General features: G+C 66.4%; 15 protein-coding genes. 6 read left to right on the top strand and 9 right to left on the bottom strand.

What is annotated here, in order from left to right; genetic code table 11:
* Positions 1–231: 231 nt before the first annotated feature.
* Both CGU34_RS09480 and CGU34_RS09475 read left to right on the top strand, forming a co-directional pair.
* Positions 232–1,308 carry an IS110 family transposase gene (locus tag CGU34_RS09480; RefSeq protein WP_100812876.1) on the top strand — a complete coding sequence of 359 codons (1,077 nt, stop codon included), beginning with the start codon at positions 232–234 and terminating at the stop codon, positions 1,306–1,308.
* A 13-nt stretch (positions 1,309–1,321) separates the two neighbouring features.
* The gene (locus CGU34_RS09475) at positions 1,322–1,561 is read left to right on the top strand and encodes an integrase core domain-containing protein (protein ID WP_100813972.1); all 240 of its coding nucleotides are present in this window, start codon (positions 1,322–1,324) and stop codon (positions 1,559–1,561) included.
* Positions 1,562–1,573: 12 nt separating this feature from the next.
* Here CGU34_RS09475 and CGU34_RS17540 read toward each other — a convergent pair whose 3' ends face one another.
* The gene (locus CGU34_RS17540) at positions 1,574–1,702 is read right to left on the bottom strand and encodes a hypothetical protein (RefSeq protein ID WP_269800301.1); all 129 of its coding nucleotides are present in this window, start codon (positions 1,700–1,702) and stop codon (positions 1,574–1,576) included.
* 95 nt (positions 1,703–1,797) lie between these two features.
* Here CGU34_RS17540 and CGU34_RS09465 point away from each other — a divergent pair, with 95 nt between their 5' ends.
* Complete coding sequence (locus CGU34_RS09465) at positions 1,798–2,610, top strand: AAA family ATPase (RefSeq protein WP_100812215.1); 813 nt, start codon at positions 1,798–1,800, stop codon at positions 2,608–2,610.
* Positions 2,611–2,984: 374 nt separating this feature from the next.
* On the top strand, positions 2,985–6,068 hold the full coding sequence (locus CGU34_RS09460; protein WP_332870615.1) for an AAA family ATPase: 3,084 nt from the start codon (positions 2,985–2,987) through the stop codon (positions 6,066–6,068).
* Between the two features lie 5 nt (positions 6,069–6,073).
* Here the strand turns inward: CGU34_RS09460 and CGU34_RS09455 are convergent, their stop codons facing one another.
* The 8 genes from CGU34_RS09455 to CGU34_RS09420 all read right to left on the bottom strand — a co-directional run bounded on the left by CGU34_RS09455 (position 6,074) and on the right by CGU34_RS09420 (position 14,946).
* On the bottom strand, positions 6,074–7,060 hold the full coding sequence (locus CGU34_RS09455; RefSeq protein WP_100812213.1) for an Abi family protein: 987 nt from the start codon (positions 7,058–7,060) through the stop codon (positions 6,074–6,076).
* 181 nt (positions 7,061–7,241) lie between these two features.
* Positions 7,242–7,685, bottom strand: a complete 444-nt coding sequence (locus CGU34_RS09450) for a single-stranded DNA-binding protein (protein ID WP_100812212.1) — start codon at positions 7,683–7,685, stop codon at positions 7,242–7,244.
* Between the two features lie 34 nt (positions 7,686–7,719).
* Positions 7,720–8,205 (bottom strand): hypothetical protein, encoded by a 486-nt coding sequence (locus CGU34_RS09445; protein WP_100812211.1) that lies wholly within the window; start codon positions 8,203–8,205, stop codon positions 7,720–7,722.
* Positions 8,202–8,588 carry a hypothetical protein gene (locus CGU34_RS09440; protein WP_100812210.1) on the bottom strand — a complete coding sequence of 129 codons (387 nt, stop codon included), beginning with the start codon at positions 8,586–8,588 and terminating at the stop codon, positions 8,202–8,204. The genes CGU34_RS09445 and CGU34_RS09440 overlap by 4 nt, the downstream gene beginning before the upstream one ends.
* Positions 8,585–10,402: a type IV secretory system conjugative DNA transfer family protein gene (locus tag CGU34_RS09435; RefSeq protein WP_100813970.1), complete on the bottom strand. Its 1,818-nt coding sequence runs from the start codon at positions 10,400–10,402 to the stop codon at positions 8,585–8,587. Before CGU34_RS09435 ends, CGU34_RS09440 begins: the two co-directional genes overlap by 4 nt.
* Complete coding sequence (locus CGU34_RS09430; RefSeq protein WP_100813969.1) at positions 10,395–11,798, bottom strand: ParA family protein; 1,404 nt, start codon at positions 11,796–11,798, stop codon at positions 10,395–10,397. The genes CGU34_RS09435 and CGU34_RS09430 overlap by 8 nt, the downstream gene beginning before the upstream one ends.
* Entirely contained in the window at positions 11,795–13,456 is a 1,662-nt protein-coding gene (locus CGU34_RS09425) for a hypothetical protein (RefSeq protein WP_100813968.1), read from the bottom strand. The genes CGU34_RS09430 and CGU34_RS09425 overlap by 4 nt, the downstream gene beginning before the upstream one ends.
* Complete coding sequence (locus CGU34_RS09420; protein WP_100813967.1) at positions 13,453–14,946, bottom strand: SCO6880 family protein; 1,494 nt, start codon at positions 14,944–14,946, stop codon at positions 13,453–13,455. The genes CGU34_RS09425 and CGU34_RS09420 overlap by 4 nt, the downstream gene beginning before the upstream one ends.
* Before the next feature lie 191 nt (positions 14,947–15,137).
* On the opposite strand from CGU34_RS09420, the gene CGU34_RS09415 reads away from it, so the two are divergent.
* Positions 15,138–15,455 carry a helix-turn-helix domain-containing protein gene (locus tag CGU34_RS09415; RefSeq protein WP_081766164.1) on the top strand — a complete coding sequence of 106 codons (318 nt, stop codon included), beginning with the start codon at positions 15,138–15,140 and terminating at the stop codon, positions 15,453–15,455.
* The gene (locus CGU34_RS09410; RefSeq protein WP_036296135.1) at positions 15,452–16,402 is read left to right on the top strand and encodes an integrase core domain-containing protein; all 951 of its coding nucleotides are present in this window, start codon (positions 15,452–15,454) and stop codon (positions 16,400–16,402) included. Before CGU34_RS09415 ends, CGU34_RS09410 begins: the two co-directional genes overlap by 4 nt.
* Positions 16,403–16,411 lie beyond the last annotated feature (9 nt).

Genomic DNA, 16,411 nt, shown 5'->3' with positions numbered 1-16,411 from the left:
TGTGAGAGTGTCGAGTACCTCCTGGCGGCCTGACTCTTGCTGACGACTGACCTCGAAGTCTGGGTGTCCTTGCTGTTGATCTGTCGTCCGTCAGGAGGCGCATCACCCTCGTGGTGCTGGCCGGGCGGGCGTGACCTCATAGGAGCCTGATCGCAACAGTCCCATCACAGTCCCGTCCACCCGACCGGCCAGTGTCACTCACCCTGTCCTGATCTGGTTGGAGCGAGCACTATGAGCATGCAGCAAGTCCCCTCTCACCGTCGAGTCGTTGTCGGCGTCGACACTCACAAACACGTCCACGTCGCCGTCGCGATCGATGAGCTCGGCGCGGTCCTGGATCGCCGATCTTTCGCGGCGGATTCCGGTGGCTACGGCCAGCTGATCGACTGGGGCGAATCGTTCGGCGGGAAACTCACCTTCGGGATCGAAGGCACCGGTTCCTATGGTGCAGGCCTGGCCGGCGCAGTGCGCCGTCGTGGAATCGGGACGCTGGAGGTGATGAGAACGGACCGTCGCGACAGGCGACTACGAGGCAAGTCCGACACCATCGATGCCGAGAACGCAGCCAGGGCAGTCCTCGCGGGCCTGGCGACGGCCATCCCGAAGTCAGCCGATGGAACAGTGGAGATGATCCGTCAGATCAAGGTCGCCAAGGACGTCGCCGTCAAGGCGAGAACATCCGCGATGATCAGCCTCAAGCAGGTCATCGTGAACGCCCCCGACGATCTGCGTCAGGAGCTGCAACCGCTATCGAAGATGGCGCTCATCCATCGCTGCGCGGCGCTTCGTCCGGGCCAGGTGACCACAATCATCGCGTCGACCAAGCACACGTTACGATCGATCGCCCGTCGCTGGGAAGTACTGGATGCCGAGATCTCCGGGCATGAGAAGCTCCTGGCAGAGCTGACCGCGCAGATCGCTCCCGACCTCGCGAAAGCCTTTGCGGTCGGTCCTGACACCGCGGCCGAGATGCTGATCGTTGCCGGCGACAATCCGGAACGGATCCGTTCGGAGGCCGCGTTCGCCCGGCTCTGCGGTGTCGCCCCGATCCCTGCATCGTCAGGGATGACCACCCGACACCGGCTCAATCGGGGCGGTCACCGGCAAGCAAACGCCGCACTCTACCGTGTCGTCATCGTTCGCATGCAGCACCACGAACCCACTAAGGCCTACGTCGCCCGCCGGATCACCGAAGGAAAGACGAAGTCCGAGATCATCCGGTGTCTGAAACGTCTTCTCGCCCGCGAACTCTGGGCCGCGATGCGCCCCATCCGCGAAGCCCGACCACCCCTCCAAATCGCGGCTTGACAGATATAGGAGCATCAACGCCCTCGCCGAGAGCGTCGTCGGCCTCTACAAGACCGAGTGCGTGAAGATCGACGGCCCGTTCCGCAGCGCCGACGACCTGGAACTGGCCACGCTGTCCTGGGTGCACTGGTTCAACGAGAACCGACTGCACTCCTCGATCGGATACCTCACACCCATCGAGAAAGAGAACGAGTACTACCGTGAGATCAACTCCCAGCACCAGCCGGCGCTGGGAGAACTCGCCCTCCACTAAACCCGGGGCGATTCAGTCTACGACCGCGACACGTTCATCTGCACCGCCATCGACGAGGCCCACCCCAACCTCCGCCTCAGCCTCCGCGACATCGAAACCGCCCGCCGCGCCCGCCGCAAGCAGCTGCGTCGTGCAATCCACGATCGCATTCCGACCGTTGCCACCCGCCAGGAACCTCGCACCCCCGAACCGATCAAGCGGCGGCCACGGCTTCGCACCTACGAAGAGGACGAGTGATGAACCAGGCATTCATCGTCACCAAAGAACACCGACGCTTCACCGAGTTCGCCAACGCCGTCCGAAAGGAGAAAACCATCGGGATCTGCCACGGCGCCGCCGGCGTCGGGAAAACCAACTCCGCCCGCCGCTACGCGAACTGGGACGCCCTCGAGCCCTACATCAACGCGTGGGGACCGAGAGGCGATCACGACGCAAAGCACTATGCCCTGGCGAACCGATCCCGCACCGTCTTCTACACACCCGAAGTCCTCTGCCGGCCCAAGGACCTCATGCACGACATCGACCACTGGCAGATCAAAGTCGGACTCTGCGCCGACGAGCACCTCCGCTCCCTCATGCCCGACGGTGAAGTGGTCAGGCAGAACGACGTCACCCGCCTGGTCGAGCTCCTCATCATCGACGAAGCCGAACGGCTCACCCCGACCGCCTTGGAGCTTCTCCGCGACCGTCACGACCGCACGCATCTCGCGATGATCCTGATCGGCATGCCCGGTATCGACGAACGCTTCCGTCACTACCCCCAGCTCTACAGCCGCCTCGGCTTCTCACACCACTACCGCGCCCTTGGCCGGGAAGAGCTCCTCTTCGTTCTCGACCGCCACTGGAAGCGACTCGGCAGGACTCTCGACCCTGACGACTTCACCGACGCTCAAGCCATCGCCGCCATCGAACGCATCACCCGCGGCAACTTCCGCCTGCTCGAACGGCTCTTCCCCCAGATCAATCGCGTGCTGAAGATCAACCAGCTCGACACCATTACCGACGACGTCATTGAAGCCGCCGCGAGCATTCTCGTCATCGGCAACTAGCGACACGAAGCGATCACAGAACACCGCCAAAGAGCGGCAAACTCCACAGCCCGCGGAGTGAGGAGTGGGCCGATTCTCGTAAGTCCCGCCCGCGAAGGTGCCCGATGAAGGTCGCTCATGCGAACACGTCGAGACACCTCGGGACGATCGACGGAACGCGATCGCCGACGATACGAGCCACGACGCCAAGAGCGACCAGAGTGACGAAACGACGATGCACGCAGGCACTTTCTGTGAATCACGCTGCGTGATACGCAGACTCGGCGTACGCTCGGAGCGTGCGGGGTGGGTTGCAGAGGTGGAAGCGCGGCGTTCGGTCACAGGGCGTCCGGCAGGCGATGGCGTACGCGTTCCAGGGTGTGTGCGATTCGCACTTGCTCACTGCGGCCGGGGTTGACGCGCTCGCCGCATACAGCGAGTCCAGTGCGCAGGGGATGACTCGGCTCGTTGTCGCGGACGGCATCATCACTCGCGACACGCTCACGGCCGAGCAACTTCGGCAGTGGGTGGATGGTCGAGACCCGAAATCGGGGGAGCAGCGCGGTCGGGATCTTTCTGGACCGACCGCGGATCTGATCCTGGATGGCACGATCAACGCGCCGAAGTCGTACAGCATCGCTGCGCTCATACATCCGGAGTTGGCGACCGAGTTTGAGGCGCTTCAGGACCGTCTCCGTGACCGGATCATTGGAGCCTGGCAGCAGGAGCTGAACGCGCGCCGAGGTGCGGGTGGCAGGTTCCGTGAGGCTCTTCATCGGGTTGAGGTGGTGGAGTTGCAGCATCGCCGGTCGCGGGCGCTGGATCCGCACATTCATCGGCACCTGTGGCTGAACGTGAAGGTGCAGGGCCAGGACGGCAAATGGTCGAATGTGGACTCGCGGGTCGCGATGAAGTTCCACACTGTTGTCAATGCCGAGGGTGAACTCGCAGCGCGAACGGACCCTGCGTGGATTGCCGCGCTCGCCCGCCACGGCTATACCGTCGACGCGAACGGGGAGATCGCTGAGTTGGCGCGGGCGGTACGGCCGTTGTCGCGCCGATCGAATCAGATCGAGGCAAACCGAGCGGTGCTAGTCACGCAGTGGCGCGCTGAGCATCCAGGGCAGGAGCCCTCGCATGATGTGCAGCAACAAATCGACCGGCTCGCGTGGGCGACCCGACGCCCGAACAAACCGACCCGGGTCGATGAGGATGAGTGGGAGCACCTCATTCGAGACGAGGTCGCCGCGATCGACCCGACCCTGCTCGAGCCTCGCGCGCCGGTAGTGAGCCCGGAGCGGCCTGCGGGTGTGGATCGTGAGGTGCTGGCAGCGAAGGCGGTGGTGGATGCGGATGCCCGGTCGGCTTCGAATGGTGGACGGTTCAGCACCTTTGACTTACGCGCAGGGGTGATTCGCGCTCTCGCAGGCGCGGGGCTGGTCGGTGACCGCGGCTCCTTCCAACCCTTGATCGATGATGTCGAGGCGTGTGCCCTCACGCTCACGGTCGATTTGCTCGCGGGGGAGGGTGCGCGGCCGGGGCACGTGAAGGGGTTCATGTCGGTCGCGACGGCGTCGCTCAAAGTGGATCTTGCCGCGCGCCTGGATGCTCTCGCCGTGCCCGGGAAACCGCTTGATGCAGACCTTGTCGAAGATGTCGCCCGCCAAGTTCTCACCGATTCTGTGGTGCTCGATACGGCGCAAGCGCAGGCGGCTGCATCGATTGCCGGCACGGATCGGCTGGTGAGTGTGACGGGGCCGGCGGGTGCGGGGAAGACAACGACGCTTCGTGTGGCGAGCGGGGCATTGGCGCGGCAGGGCCGGCGCATCGTGGTGGTCGCCCCGACGAAGAAGGCTGCGGCGGTAGCGTCGCGCGAGATCGGGGCGACAGGATCCAGCCTGCACGCCCTGCTCGCCGACCACGGCTGGCGATGGACCCACGACATAGCCGGCGCGCCGGTATGGTCCCGGTTGAGCGTCGGAGACATCGACCCGACGAGCGGAAACGTGTTCACCGGGCCGCGCCGCTACCCGCTGACGCCGGGCGATCGGGTGGTGGTCGATGAGGCCGGGATGGTCGATCTGCACACCGCGAACGCTCTGGCGGCGCTTGCGGCCGAGACGGGGGCCGGCGTCGCGATGGTTGGCGATCATCTGCAGGCGATGCCGGTCGGGCATTCGGGGGCGATGGCATGTCTGACCCGCCGTGCGACCGCGGTGGTGGAACTGACGGCGGTGCACCGTTTCCGTGACCCCGACTATGCGGCGCTGACGCTGCGGATGCGCGAACCTGCGTCGGAGGATGCCGCTCTCACCGTCGCAGCGGACCTTGATGACCGCGGGCTCATCCACCGCGTCGCCGACCATGCGGAAGCGCGCGAGGCAATGGTCGATGCCTACTTCCGGTGGATGGGTGCGGGGAAACGGGTGGCCTTGGTGACAAGTACGAACGACGAGGCCGATGCCATCAACAACGCCATCCAGCAGCAGCGGCTCGACCGCGGTGCGCTACACGTGGGCAGGGTTGCGGTGGGGCAGGGGGAGCAGCGGATCCTCGAAGGGGACATCGTCCAGACCCGCCGCAACGACACCACGACCGGAGTAGAGAACCGAGCGCTCTGGACCGTTCAGCTGATCGAACGCGGCGGGGTACGCCTTGGAAGCGTGCACGATGCGGGGGACGTGCGGGTGGTGTCGCACGATTACCTCGCCGAGCACGTGCACCTCGCGTACGCGTCGACGGTGCACGGCATCCAGGGTGAGACCACCGACGCGTCTATCGTGGGGCCGGGCGTCAATGCGTCGGGCCTCTATGTCGGAATGACCCGCGGCCGCGAGCACAACGTGGCCATCACGATCGCCCGCACCCCGGTCGCGGCACGCCAGGCGATTGCGGAGACGATGTTGCGCGGCACCGTGGAGGTCACGATCGAGGACGGTGCACGCGCCGCGCGGGTGGAGTTGGGGCGCGCGGCGCGAGAGCCAACCGGCGCGCCGGAGGGGATCGCGACCGATCGGATCCCTCCGCTGGATCATGCGAGTGCCCGACCGTGGGGGATGGCGCCTGATCTTGATCGTGTCGCGGAGGCGATCACCGCCACGCTGACCGCCAGGCAGAGTTCACAGGATGTTCTGGTTGCCTGGCTTGCCACCACGCGGCGCGCACTGCTGGAACGCGCAAGTGCCCTCGCGGCCGCTGAAAGCTCTCATCACGGGACTGGGCGCGGCCCCTCAGCGAACGACGGTTCCGACCCCGCCTGGGAGGCGGTCGCTGCGCTGATCAAGACGCGCACAGCGGAGAGCGACGTTCTGGAACACGAACGAGAGCATTTCCAAGCGCAACTCGATCAGGTCCACGTGGAACGTGGGCTCCGTGGCTCGATGAGTTCAGAGCACCGGGCCGCTGAAGATCGACTTCGACAGCACCCGCAGCTCGCGTCTTCGCCGCCAGCGATCCCGGGTCGCGGTCCGTCTCGGTGACGACGTCACGGTGCCCACAGCTCGAGGCGCTTCCAGCGCGGGTGGGCGCCCATCGTGTCGAGGGTGAAGCTGGGGATGCCCGGGAAGGTTCGCGCGAGATGAAGCACGCGTTCTGGCCATCCGGAGTCCCGGTCGATCGTGCGGAGTAGGTAGGCGGTGACAGCGAGGGCGTTGTAAACGCCGTATACCGCTTTCGCTCTGCTGTCGTCTCGAAGATGGTCCAGGAGCGGGACGTCTCCGACGGGTGGCCGGCTGGGGGCGACGACGAGCTTTCGGTTGAAGAGGCGAGCGTGGTGGGCGGCGACGTTCCGGACGTAGTTCAAGCTGGCGATCCAGCTCGCCATGACCCGCTTCGTCGGGGCCCCGTAGGAGTGTGCGATCGCGGTGGCGAGGGAGTTGTTCAGGCCGCTGTAGAGGCGGCTCAGGTGGCCGAGCTCGAGGATCTCGGTGAGGGCCCAGATCGGCATCTGGCCGTCGTACTTGTCGCGGAAGTGCGCGACGAACGCTTCATCGGATGCGTCCCGGCGGGCGTTGACCTTCGCGATCCATTGGAGGTGCTTGCTGGTCGGGAGTCCGGAGATCGGGTCGGTGTATTCAGTGGTGAACGGTGGCACGAATGTCGCCGAGTCCAGGTGTGCGAAGGGGGATTGTGCACCGAGGGTGTGGCCCAGTTGCATTCGCAGGGAGACTTCGACCCGTTCGATGCCGTCGAGCACGAGGATTCTGAGCGCCCGGTCGAAGTCGATGATCTTCGCTGCATGCGCCATTGTTGTGCCGTCGCGGTATCTGCTTAGTACGCGCACTCGAGTGCGACCTTCGTCGTCGTAGCGCTCCGAACGGCGGAACGGGTACAGGTATCCGGTGAGACGGTAGTACCCGACTGCGCGCAGCAGCTTGGCGGCGTCTGCCTCATCACCGATCTCGACGCCACGGCTGGCGAGTTTGTCGATTTGTGCCTCGATGGGCAACCACGGTTTGTCGTATGCAACCATCACGTCTCCCGCAAAAAGAAAATCAGCCCGAGCCGTGAGGCGAGCGGGCTGATCGTGATGTGTTTACGGTAGCACGCGAGCGCACGGCGAGCCCGGAGAAATGAAAGTTCCCCACACGGGACGGTGACGTTACCGGTGCGAGCGGGAGTACCATGACTCCCGCTCGCACCTTTTCGAGGGTTTAGCGCGCGAATGCTGCACCGGTGGCCGCCGGTGCGGTTGTCGGCCCCGTAGCTTCGGCTGCGGGGCCGCTAATTCTTGGGCTGCGGGCGATGGTGACGCCGCCGTACTTCAGGGAGGCGCCCACGTTGTCCGCGACGATGTCGCGGGTTTCGCGGGTTTGTCCGGTGGTGGTGTCGGTATAGGTGCCGAACCGGAGGTCGCCAGCGACGAGCACGGCGTCGCCCTTGTGCAGCGAGTCGGCGACGTGCCGGGCTTGCTGGTTGAACACCACGACGCGGTGAAACACCGAGCCGGCGTCTTCCCACCGGCCGGTGGTGTCGTTGAGGCGGCGGTCGTTGACGGCGACGCTGAACCTCGCGTACTCGTTTCCGTTGTCGCTGGTGCCATGTTCGGGGTCGCCGGTGAGGTTGCCCTCGATGGTGACCGGGATCCTGGTTGTCATCTTGTCTTCCTTTCGGTCGGTGACACGGGCTGTGTCAGTGGGCGTGGGCCTCGTTGGTCCACTGTTCCCATTCCTGCTCGTCGGTCACGTTCGACCATGAGCGGGGTGTGAGGGGGCGGTGCCCGGTGTTGCAGCCGCCGCTGTATGCGCGGGTGAGGCGGGGGAGAGCGACGGTGAGCCGTTCGTGCCAGCCGATTGGCCCGTTCCCTGTGTCGGTGGGATCAAATGCTGCGGCGTGCGCGGTGCGGAGCGCCGTGAGCTCCTCGACGAGCGCTCCGTGCTGCCACCAGCAGGTCGGAACGGTGCTGATGGGCACGTTGTAGCGGATAGTGAACCATTCCACCCAGTCGCGGAGGTCTGCCCAGGCCATTGCGGCGGCGGACCCGGAGAGGGTGCGCCAGTTGATTACCGTCGCTCCCAATGGGGCGGAGGACCCGCCGCGGTTCGCCTTGCCGGTGACACGGGCGGCGTCAGCGGCGAGCAGCGCGACGGGGTCTACGGGTTCGGGGTGGCTGTTCATGAGGTCTCCGGGGCGAGTTTGGTGCGCAGCCGCTCGATTGCGGCGAGGGATGCGGTCCGCCTGTCTCGGTGCTTCGCGAGGACGGTGTCGCGCTCCAGTAGGCGGTGCAGGAGTTCGTGGCAGTACGGGTGCAGTGCGGCAAGGTCACCGTGTTCTTCGTGCGCCCGCCACCTGCCCGCCTCCAGGGTGACGCCGCTGTAGTCCAGGTGGTGCAGTTCGACTTCGTCACGCGTGGCTGGTTCCCCGCATCCCGCGCAGAAGAGTGCCCCTGCCCTTCGGGTCTCAGTGGTGAACCAGCTATCCCGGCGGGCGAACCATGCGGGGGAGCGGAGGAACCCGTACCGATAAAGGTTCTTCACGTCCCCGCGGCGTTGATTGTTCACGGCGCCCCCTCCTCAGCCGTGCGTGCGACCGGCGGGCGGGTGGGGGTGATGTAGGTGTCGGTGAATACGGATTGTTGTTCTTGCTCGGTGGCGGTCTTGCCGGCGGTGATGGTGCGGGCGTCGCGGCGTTCGTCCCATCCGGAGAGGTCGAGCAGTACGCCGCGGCGATTGCGGTAGGCGAGCAGTCCGGTGGTTTGGGGCATCCGCCGGATTTCGTCGACGGACATCAGCGGGCGGCGTTCGTGTTGCTCGCTGGTTTGGTGGCCGACGCGCTCGGTGGACCAGGACCGTTGGGTGCGGCGGGTGTCTCTCGCACCGAGGAGGGTCTCGATGTCGCGGAGGTGGTCGACGTGGCTGGCACCGCCGAGGAGTACTTTCGCGGTCGCGGCAGCCCAGATGGTGTCGGCTTCGGCTTTGGACCAGGCGGTTTCGGCTTGGGAGAGGGCTTGCAGGACGACGAAGGTGCAGATTCCCCGTCCGCCGCCGTCGGCCATAGTGCGGGGCAGGTTGCCCCAGCGGAACATATTCGCGATCTCGTCGAGGATGAGTCCGAGGGGGAGGTGTAGCCGTGAGCCGGGTGAGGAGAGGGCGCGGGTGCGGGCGGTTTCGACGATGTCGTCGAGCATCGCGCCGAGGAACCCGCCCATCGCGGCGGACCCGGAGGACGATCCGATCAGGTAGAGGGTGTTGGGGGCGGTGAGGAATTCGTTCGGGTCGAATGTCGGGTCGCCGGGGCGGGGGATGAGGGTGTCGCGGATTTGGGGGACGGCGAGGGGTGCGACGGCTCCTTGGACTCCGAACCAGATGCCGGAGACGAGTTTCTCGTCGCCGCTGATTGTGGCCTCGAGGGAGTCGCCCCATCCGGGGGTGCCGTCGGCGCGGAGGACGTCGACGGCGCGGCGGGCGAGGGTGGGGCTGGATCCCCATTCGTAGATGTCAGCCATGGTGAACCCGCCGACAGCGGCGGCGTGCAGCAACCGGCCAAGGACCACACCGGACGCGTGCGCCCACTCCGCGTTCGTGGTGGAAGAGCCCAGAGCGGTGCCGGTGATGATCGCCGTGCCGCGTTGCATCGCAACGAGCGGGTCTTCGCATCCGGCGATGGGGGAGATGCGTAACGGGTGACGGATGCCGGAGAGGCCTTGCGGGTCGAACACGTGCACGTTACCCCGGGTCTGCCGCATCCGCATTGTCGCGGTGAGGTTGTCGTTCGTCGTTGACGTGGTGATTAGTGGTCCGGTCCAGTCGAGGATCGCGGAGATCAGCACCCGGTATCCCTTCCCTGACCGGGGTGGTCCTTCGAGGGCGACGGAGTCTTCGATGGAGACATACACGTCCATCCCGCGGGATCTGCCGACCCGCCACCCGACGTCCGCGGGCGTCGGGCGGGTGAGGTCGGGGCGGAGTTGCCCCGCCCGCCGCAGGACGGCCCTGGCGGAGAGGTGGTCTTTGATTTCGGATGCGGGGGCGAATCCGGGGCGTTGGCGGAGGTCGGTGAGGAAGTACCGGTCGGAGTGCCGGTACCGCCGCCACGCCCCCAACCCCACCGCCGCTGCCGCGACGATCAGAACAACGACCGCGGCATCCGCGGCGCGGATCTGCCAGACCGGGAGCGCACATCCGTCAATCGGCATATACGCGTTGTGGTCGCCGGTGAGGGCGAGCCAGAGCCCGGAGAACGGGCTGGTCGGTGTGGGGCGTGTACCGCAGATCCAGGTGGCGAGCGTTTCGGTGAGGAACGAGAACGCGAGGGACAGCAGGATGCTGCAGGCGATCCCCACCGCGATGATCCGGCCGAGGAGTCCCTCATTCATACCGCTCACCACTGTGCTGTTCGAGGCCGTCAGCGATAGCGGCGGCGGCGGCGAGCCACGCGTGCCGGGTGCGGGGGTGGAGGGTGTCGAAGCGCAGTGGCCCGGATTTCAGGGCCCGGTCGTAAGGGATGGTGTGAACGGCCCGCACGTGACCTTCGAACCCTGCGGCGATTCGTGCCACATCCCGGCCTGCGGCCTCTGCTTGGGTGACGATCACGACGGCGTTGTCGGCGAGGTAGGCGGAGTGCTCGTCGCGGGTGCGGAGTGCGTCGAGGAGGAGCGCGGCGGATTCGGCGGATTCGGGGGCGGCGAGGGTGGGGATCACCAGCTGGCCGCTGGAGTCGATCATGCGCAGCCATCTGTCTGCTGATTCGTCGTTCCCGGAGTCGAAGACCACAAGCCGGTAGTAGCGGGCGGAGACACGCATCAGTAGATCGAACTGGTCGGCGTGGATGCGCTGGTGGGTGGCGAGAAGCTCGGGGTTGCTACGCAACACGTCGTACCGGTCCATACCTTGGTGATGCACGAACCGGGCAATGTCCGACACCCCAGCATCCGGGGCGAGAAGTTCCAATGCGGCGGGGAGGAGGTCGCGGACGGTGGTGTCGTAGAGCCCGGTGTCGGTGCGCCAGCCCAGGGTGCCGCGGGTGTCGTTGTTGTCCCACGCGAGCACATTCCCGCCGCCCCACCGGGCGTAGGCGGCGGCGAGCATCGCGGTTGTCATCGTCTTGCCCACCCCGCCTTTCCCGTTCGCGACCGCGATGCTCCGGCATCCCGCCCAATGCCGCGAAACCGACCGCGCCCACTCCGCATGCTGCACCTGCCGCGCCGACAGGGGTACCGGGAGTCCGAGTCGTGCCATGACGGCCCGCCACCCCGTGCCGGTCTCGGGGGTCTCGGTGCTGACGGCGATGAACGATGGCCGCGATGTCGTTGTCGGAGGATCTTCCTCCTCGGTTGGCACGCTAGGTCCGGCCGGCGGAGCCTCCTCGTTCACCGCCCCGGGGTGCTGCACCGAGACGGTATCGAATAGCGGCGCCCCCGCCCGTCGCGCGTCCTCGGTGCGGATGTCAGCCCGGGTGTCGTCAGCCTCGTCCGTGAGCGCCGCGTTGGTTCCGGGATGCGTGGGGAGGGCGGCGGTGACGCCGGCGGGGATGGCGGTGATGGTGCCGGTGGTGTCGATGAGGAGGTGATGGGTGCCGCGGTCGCCGGAGGTGACGAGCTCCAGCGGGGTGCCGGCGGTACGGGCGTCGGTGGCGGCGCGGCGGACGACGGCGTGACGGATGTCTTCGGTGCCGTCCGTCATGACGGGTTCGGTGTGCCCGTCGGGCGCGACGTAGGTCGCGGTGGGTCCGGTCACGGTCGCGTACGCGCGCGGCGGATGCAGAACACTCATTGCTCTCCTCCTTCAGGAGCCGCCGCAGTGGGGCGGTCGGGAACTTCGGTACTTCCGACATCCGGAGCGGGCGCCAACCACCCGTCCACGGCTTCGGAGTCACTCGTCATGAACGGCGCATCGGTGGGCCAGAACGCGTCGAGGTCGGTGTCGGTCAGGGCGGGCAGTGGGGTGTCGCGGTCGTTGGCGGTGACGGCGTCGTCGGTGTCGAACAGGGCCTGTTCCCAGGAGGTGGAGGTGGCGAAGCAGTCCACCAGGTAGGAGTACTGCCCGACGTACGCGAGGAACTCGCCTTTCCGCAGCTGTCTGGCCATCGCGACGTGCGGGGCGGGCAGGTTGAGGCGTTCTTGGAGGGCTGATTGTTCTTGGTGGTTGACGCGGAAGATGAACTTGTTCTCGATGTCGCCCACGATCGAGTACGCCAGGGACCGTTCGAGGGAGTCGGCGTCCCCGACCGCGTCGAGGTCGCCCATTTTGTGGAGGATGACGATGTTGCTGATCCCGTAATGCCGGGACAGCTTCAACCACTGCTGAAACATCTGCAGACTGGCCAGGGACGTCATGTCTCGCCATCCCTCTTCCCGCACCACGTATCGGGTGCGGCGTGCGGCACGGTCGCTGATCACGGCCTGGATCCACGCGGTCGAGCACACTTGCGTCAGTTGCGCGGCGAGCTCCCCACGGGCGAAGAGTTCGCTGGTGTCGGTGACGACCATGGGCGCGTCCTGATCGAACTCCACGGTCGATTCGTCTTCGAACAGTCCGGCGAGGTCGCCTGCGACGAACCGGCGGAGCACGAAGCGGGGTTGCACGGCGCCTTCGGCGGCGCGGAACGCGGTCGCGGTTTCTCCGGCGAGGTATCCGAGTTCCACATATATCCCGCGGAGGGTGGGGTGATCGTTGGTGCGCGCGACGCACCGGTCGAGGGCGTCGTGGATCGCGGCGTGCTCGACCGCGGTGAGACGCTGCTTGCCGAGCGCCATTTCGACCAGGGCGATGAGGGTGCCGATGCGGCGCTGCTTCACCATCTGCTCGTGCTGCTCATCGGACGCATCCGATCGTCGCGGGCCCCGATCGAGCGGGTTCAGACGTGCACTCGTGCCGCCGCCGAGGCGGATGACCCGTCCGCCGGGCATCGCCTCAGCCACCGCGACCCATTCCCCTTTGGGGTCGGACGGCACGACCACCTGGTGACCGAATGCGATGGAGCGGGTGACGAGGGTTTTCACGGTCGCCGATTTACCGGACCGGTACGCACCGAGGACAAGGATGTTGGTGGAGAACGACCCGCGGTCGGATTGATCGATGTACGCCTCCCACGGGGAGAAGTGCCATAACGCGTCTGCGTTCAGATCGACGCCGACGATCGGGCCCCGGTGACCAAGGCCCGCGTCGGCCACGAACGGGTAGATCCCAGCGATGTGCTGCGACGTTGCCTCATGCGGCGGCACGTGCAGACCCGCCAGATTCCAGTACCCGCCGGCGGCGATACCGGGCCCGAACGGTCCCGGCACCGCCGGCTCCGGCAGGGCACGCTCTCGTCGGCTGGAGCGTGTGGGTTGTTCGGCGCGGAGCGCCGCGGCGACTTCGCGGCTCAGCTGGGCGCGGTCTTTCCGGGACGCATCGGCCGGGGTGAAGGTGAGGATGCGGCGGGTCATTTCATCCCCAACCCCAGCGGGAGCGCGTTGACGAGCAGTGCTTCGGCTTGTTGGCAGTAGAGGATCTGGGGTTCCATGCCGGCGCGGGAGAGTGCGTTGCGCATCCCCGCGACGGCGTGATCGAGGCGCTCCTCGGTTCGCTCAGAGACCGTGAGGTAGGCGCCGTACCGGAACTTGCCGTGCCCGTTCACGATCTCCTGCTCCTGCTTCTCCAACGCGTCCCAGTCCGCCGCGTCCGCCGCCGACCCGTCGGCGCTGCGCTTTGCGCGGAGCCGCTCATTCCCACGCCACACCTTCTTCTCATCCCGGATCCGCTTCAGCGCTTTGGAAACGGGGACGGGGGTGAGGACGAGGGAGAGGATGTGGGTGACGGCATCACCGCTGCCCGGGTGGCGGGCGAACACGATCGGTGCGACGAACCCGACCGCCGCATCGGATCGCGGCCATTCGTGAATCCACATCGTCGTATGCACGGCGGAGTCGGTGTAGACGATTCCGTTCCGCCCTTGCGGCTCCTCCAGATACATCGGCCCGATCGCCACCGGATCCACCCCGGTCTGCGTGTCGGTGCGGTTCTGCACCGTGGGCGCGAACTCCGGGTCCACCGTTACCCGCGCGAGAGCGGCGATATCCCTCGGGGTGAGCCAGGCGCGCACTTTGATGCGGGCGGTCTCGAGGGCATCGTCAAGGTTTCCCGCCTGGAGGGCGGCGAGTGCTTGGATCGCGGGCTTCCCGCCGCCGAGGGATCGCAGCTGCGCACCGAGCGCGATCAAATCCAGGGTGAAGGTGAGGTAGTTGCGGTGTGAGACCGCGAACCGCTCTGACTGATCCAACACGTCCCGGTAGTTCTGCACCACCGGCGATCCCGGGTCAATTCCGCGGCGCACCCGGACGGTGTCGAAGTGGTCCCGGGCGGCACGAATCGTCGTGGGGATCGTCCGTTCCTGCAGGGTGACCCGCTTGATCCCGGGGCGTTGCGTGAAGGATGCCAACACGGTCGACCATTGCTGTGCGAGGTCGTACCGGTCCGGGGTGTCGTGCATCAGAAACCCTTGCACCTCGAGTTCCGCGGTGACCGACACAGTGCGGTGCTGCGGGTCGTACACGCACCCGATGCCCTCGAACTCCCACAGCTGCACCGACGCCCGCGCCCCCGGCAGGTTCAACGTCCCGGCCACGCGCGGTGCCTCCGGGCGGAACGTGTCCTTCGTCCCACCCATGAGATGCCGGACCTGTTTCATCACCCACAGACCCCCCATCCGTGGGGCAGAAATCCCATGGATAGTCGCGAGAGCGGTGCCGCCGAGGAGCAGAAAGATGGGGAACGAGTAGAGGAGCCCGAGGGGACCGAACCTGTTCACCGCGATCAGGATCACGAGTGCTGCGACAGCGAGGAATCCGAGTTGCCAGCCATCCATGCCGAGCACGATGCCCTGCCGTGAACGGCGCGGCAGCCGCACCGGCCGTCCCGTGTCACCTGTGACCGTCATGACGGTCTCCTCTCACTGGCCTCGGTCCCGAAGTTGCTACGTGTGTTCCCGCGGGCGTTGACGCGGGTGTGGATGTGGCGCCCGCTGCGGCGGGGACGTTCTGGCGGGTGGGGCTTGCTGTCGCGCGTCAGAATGTTTGGCAGGGGTAGTTAGTTGCTGATGTAACGCCCCAGCTGAGAGGTCTGAATGTCATGAGTCGTCCACCGACGATCCCCGTGGAGAAGAAGCTCCGCATCGTGTTGTCCGTGTTGCAGGGCGAGATCACGATCGCTGAAGCGGGCCGCCGTGAGAAGGTCTCGGAGCAGGCCATCGGGAACTGGAAGCGCCAGTTCCTCGAGGGCGGCAGAGCCGGCATCGAGGCGGGTAAGTCCAAGCCCTCGACCCGCGAGCAGCAGCTCGAGGACGAGGTCGCCGAGCTCACCCAGGCGCTGGGTGAGGCCGCGGTCGAGATCCGGGTCTGGAAGAAGAGCGCCGAGGGCCGCCTGGGCCCTTCGAGGACCTCGAGGTGATCCGCACCGAGGCGGGCATGTCGACCGCGAGGTTCTGTCAGCTGATCGACATGCCCGAACGCACCTGGCGGCGCTGGCAGGCCAAGGCGAAGACTGACCGGCCGCCGAAGGGCCCGTGGCCGCAGCCGGCGCGAGACGCGGCCCGGCCGCTGGTGGTCGCGCATGCGTTGAAGAAGCCGGAGTGGGGCCACCGGAAGATCTGGGCGATGACCCGCCATGACGGACACAAGGTGTCCCAGGCGACCGTGCTGCGGCTGCTGCGCGATGACGGGCTGATCCTGCCATCGGAGTACCAGAAGCAGCGTCGAGAACTCGCGAAGAACCGCAAGGCCGCGTTCGCACGAAACCCGACCGGCCCGAACCAGGTATGGCAGTTGGACTTCAGCGAGTTCGAGACCACCCAGGGTGGGATCTGGAGGATCGCCGGCTGCCGGGACTGGTACTCGAAGCTCGAGCACCCGTTTCACACCTCGCCGACCGCGAACCAGCACGACGCGATCGCCGCGATCGAACTCGCCCTCGTCGACTACGTGACCCTGTTCGGCCACCCCCTCGTCGACCAATGTCAGGTCGACGACGAGACCGGCGAGCTGCTGCCGGTCGTCACGATCGTCACAGACAACGGCGGTCCATTCCGATCGATGAACTTCGAGCTGTTCATCATGCGCCACCCCGAACTGCGACACGTCCGCACCAGGGTGAAGTCACCGGGGCAGAACGGATCACGCGAACGCGGCTTCGGGACGCTGAAGTACGAACGGCTGTTCCTCGACGACATCCCCGACGCGCTCACCCTCGTCGAACGCGCCGAGGACTACCGCATCGAGTACAACGAGACCCGCCCTCATGAGGCGATCGCTTGGAACCGGCCGATAGAGGTGCACATGGGCCTGGCCGACCCGACCATCCCCAACTTCGAAATCGAAGAATCCCTGCCAACTACTTGACGCGGGACA

The sequence above is a fragment of the Microbacterium lacus genome, assembly GCF_002812805.1.
GTDB classification, from domain to species: domain Bacteria; phylum Actinomycetota; class Actinomycetes; order Actinomycetales; family Microbacteriaceae; genus Microbacterium; species Microbacterium lacus_A.
The sequence above is the reverse complement of the archived record's forward strand: the minus strand, read 5'-3'. Positions and strand labels throughout refer to the sequence as shown.

Coding starts and splice junctions, on each gene's coding strand:
- CGU34_RS09465 (WP_100812215.1), top strand. CDS start 1,798: ATGAACCAGGCATTCATCGTCACCAAAGAACACCGACGCTTCACCGAG.
- CGU34_RS09420 (WP_100813967.1), bottom strand. CDS start 14,946: ATGACGGTCACAGGTGACACGGGACGGCCGGTGCGGCTGCCGCGCCGT.
- CGU34_RS09415 (WP_081766164.1), top strand. CDS start 15,138: ATGAGTCGTCCACCGACGATCCCCGTGGAGAAGAAGCTCCGCATCGTG.
- CGU34_RS09445 (WP_100812211.1), bottom strand. CDS start 8,205: ATGAACAGCCACCCCGAACCCGTAGACCCCGTCGCGCTGCTCGCCGCT.
- CGU34_RS09435 (WP_100813970.1), bottom strand. CDS start 10,402: ATGAATGAGGGACTCCTCGGCCGGATCATCGCGGTGGGGATCGCCTGC.
- CGU34_RS09450 (WP_100812212.1), bottom strand. CDS start 7,685: ATGACAACCAGGATCCCGGTCACCATCGAGGGCAACCTCACCGGCGAC.
- CGU34_RS09430 (WP_100813969.1), bottom strand. CDS start 11,798: ATGAGTGTTCTGCATCCGCCGCGCGCGTACGCGACCGTGACCGGACCC.
- CGU34_RS09455 (WP_100812213.1), bottom strand. CDS start 7,060: ATGGTTGCATACGACAAACCGTGGTTGCCCATCGAGGCACAAATCGAC.
- CGU34_RS09425 (WP_100813968.1), bottom strand. CDS start 13,456: ATGACCCGCCGCATCCTCACCTTCACCCCGGCCGATGCGTCCCGGAAA.
- CGU34_RS09480 (WP_100812876.1), top strand. CDS start 232: ATGAGCATGCAGCAAGTCCCCTCTCACCGTCGAGTCGTTGTCGGCGTC.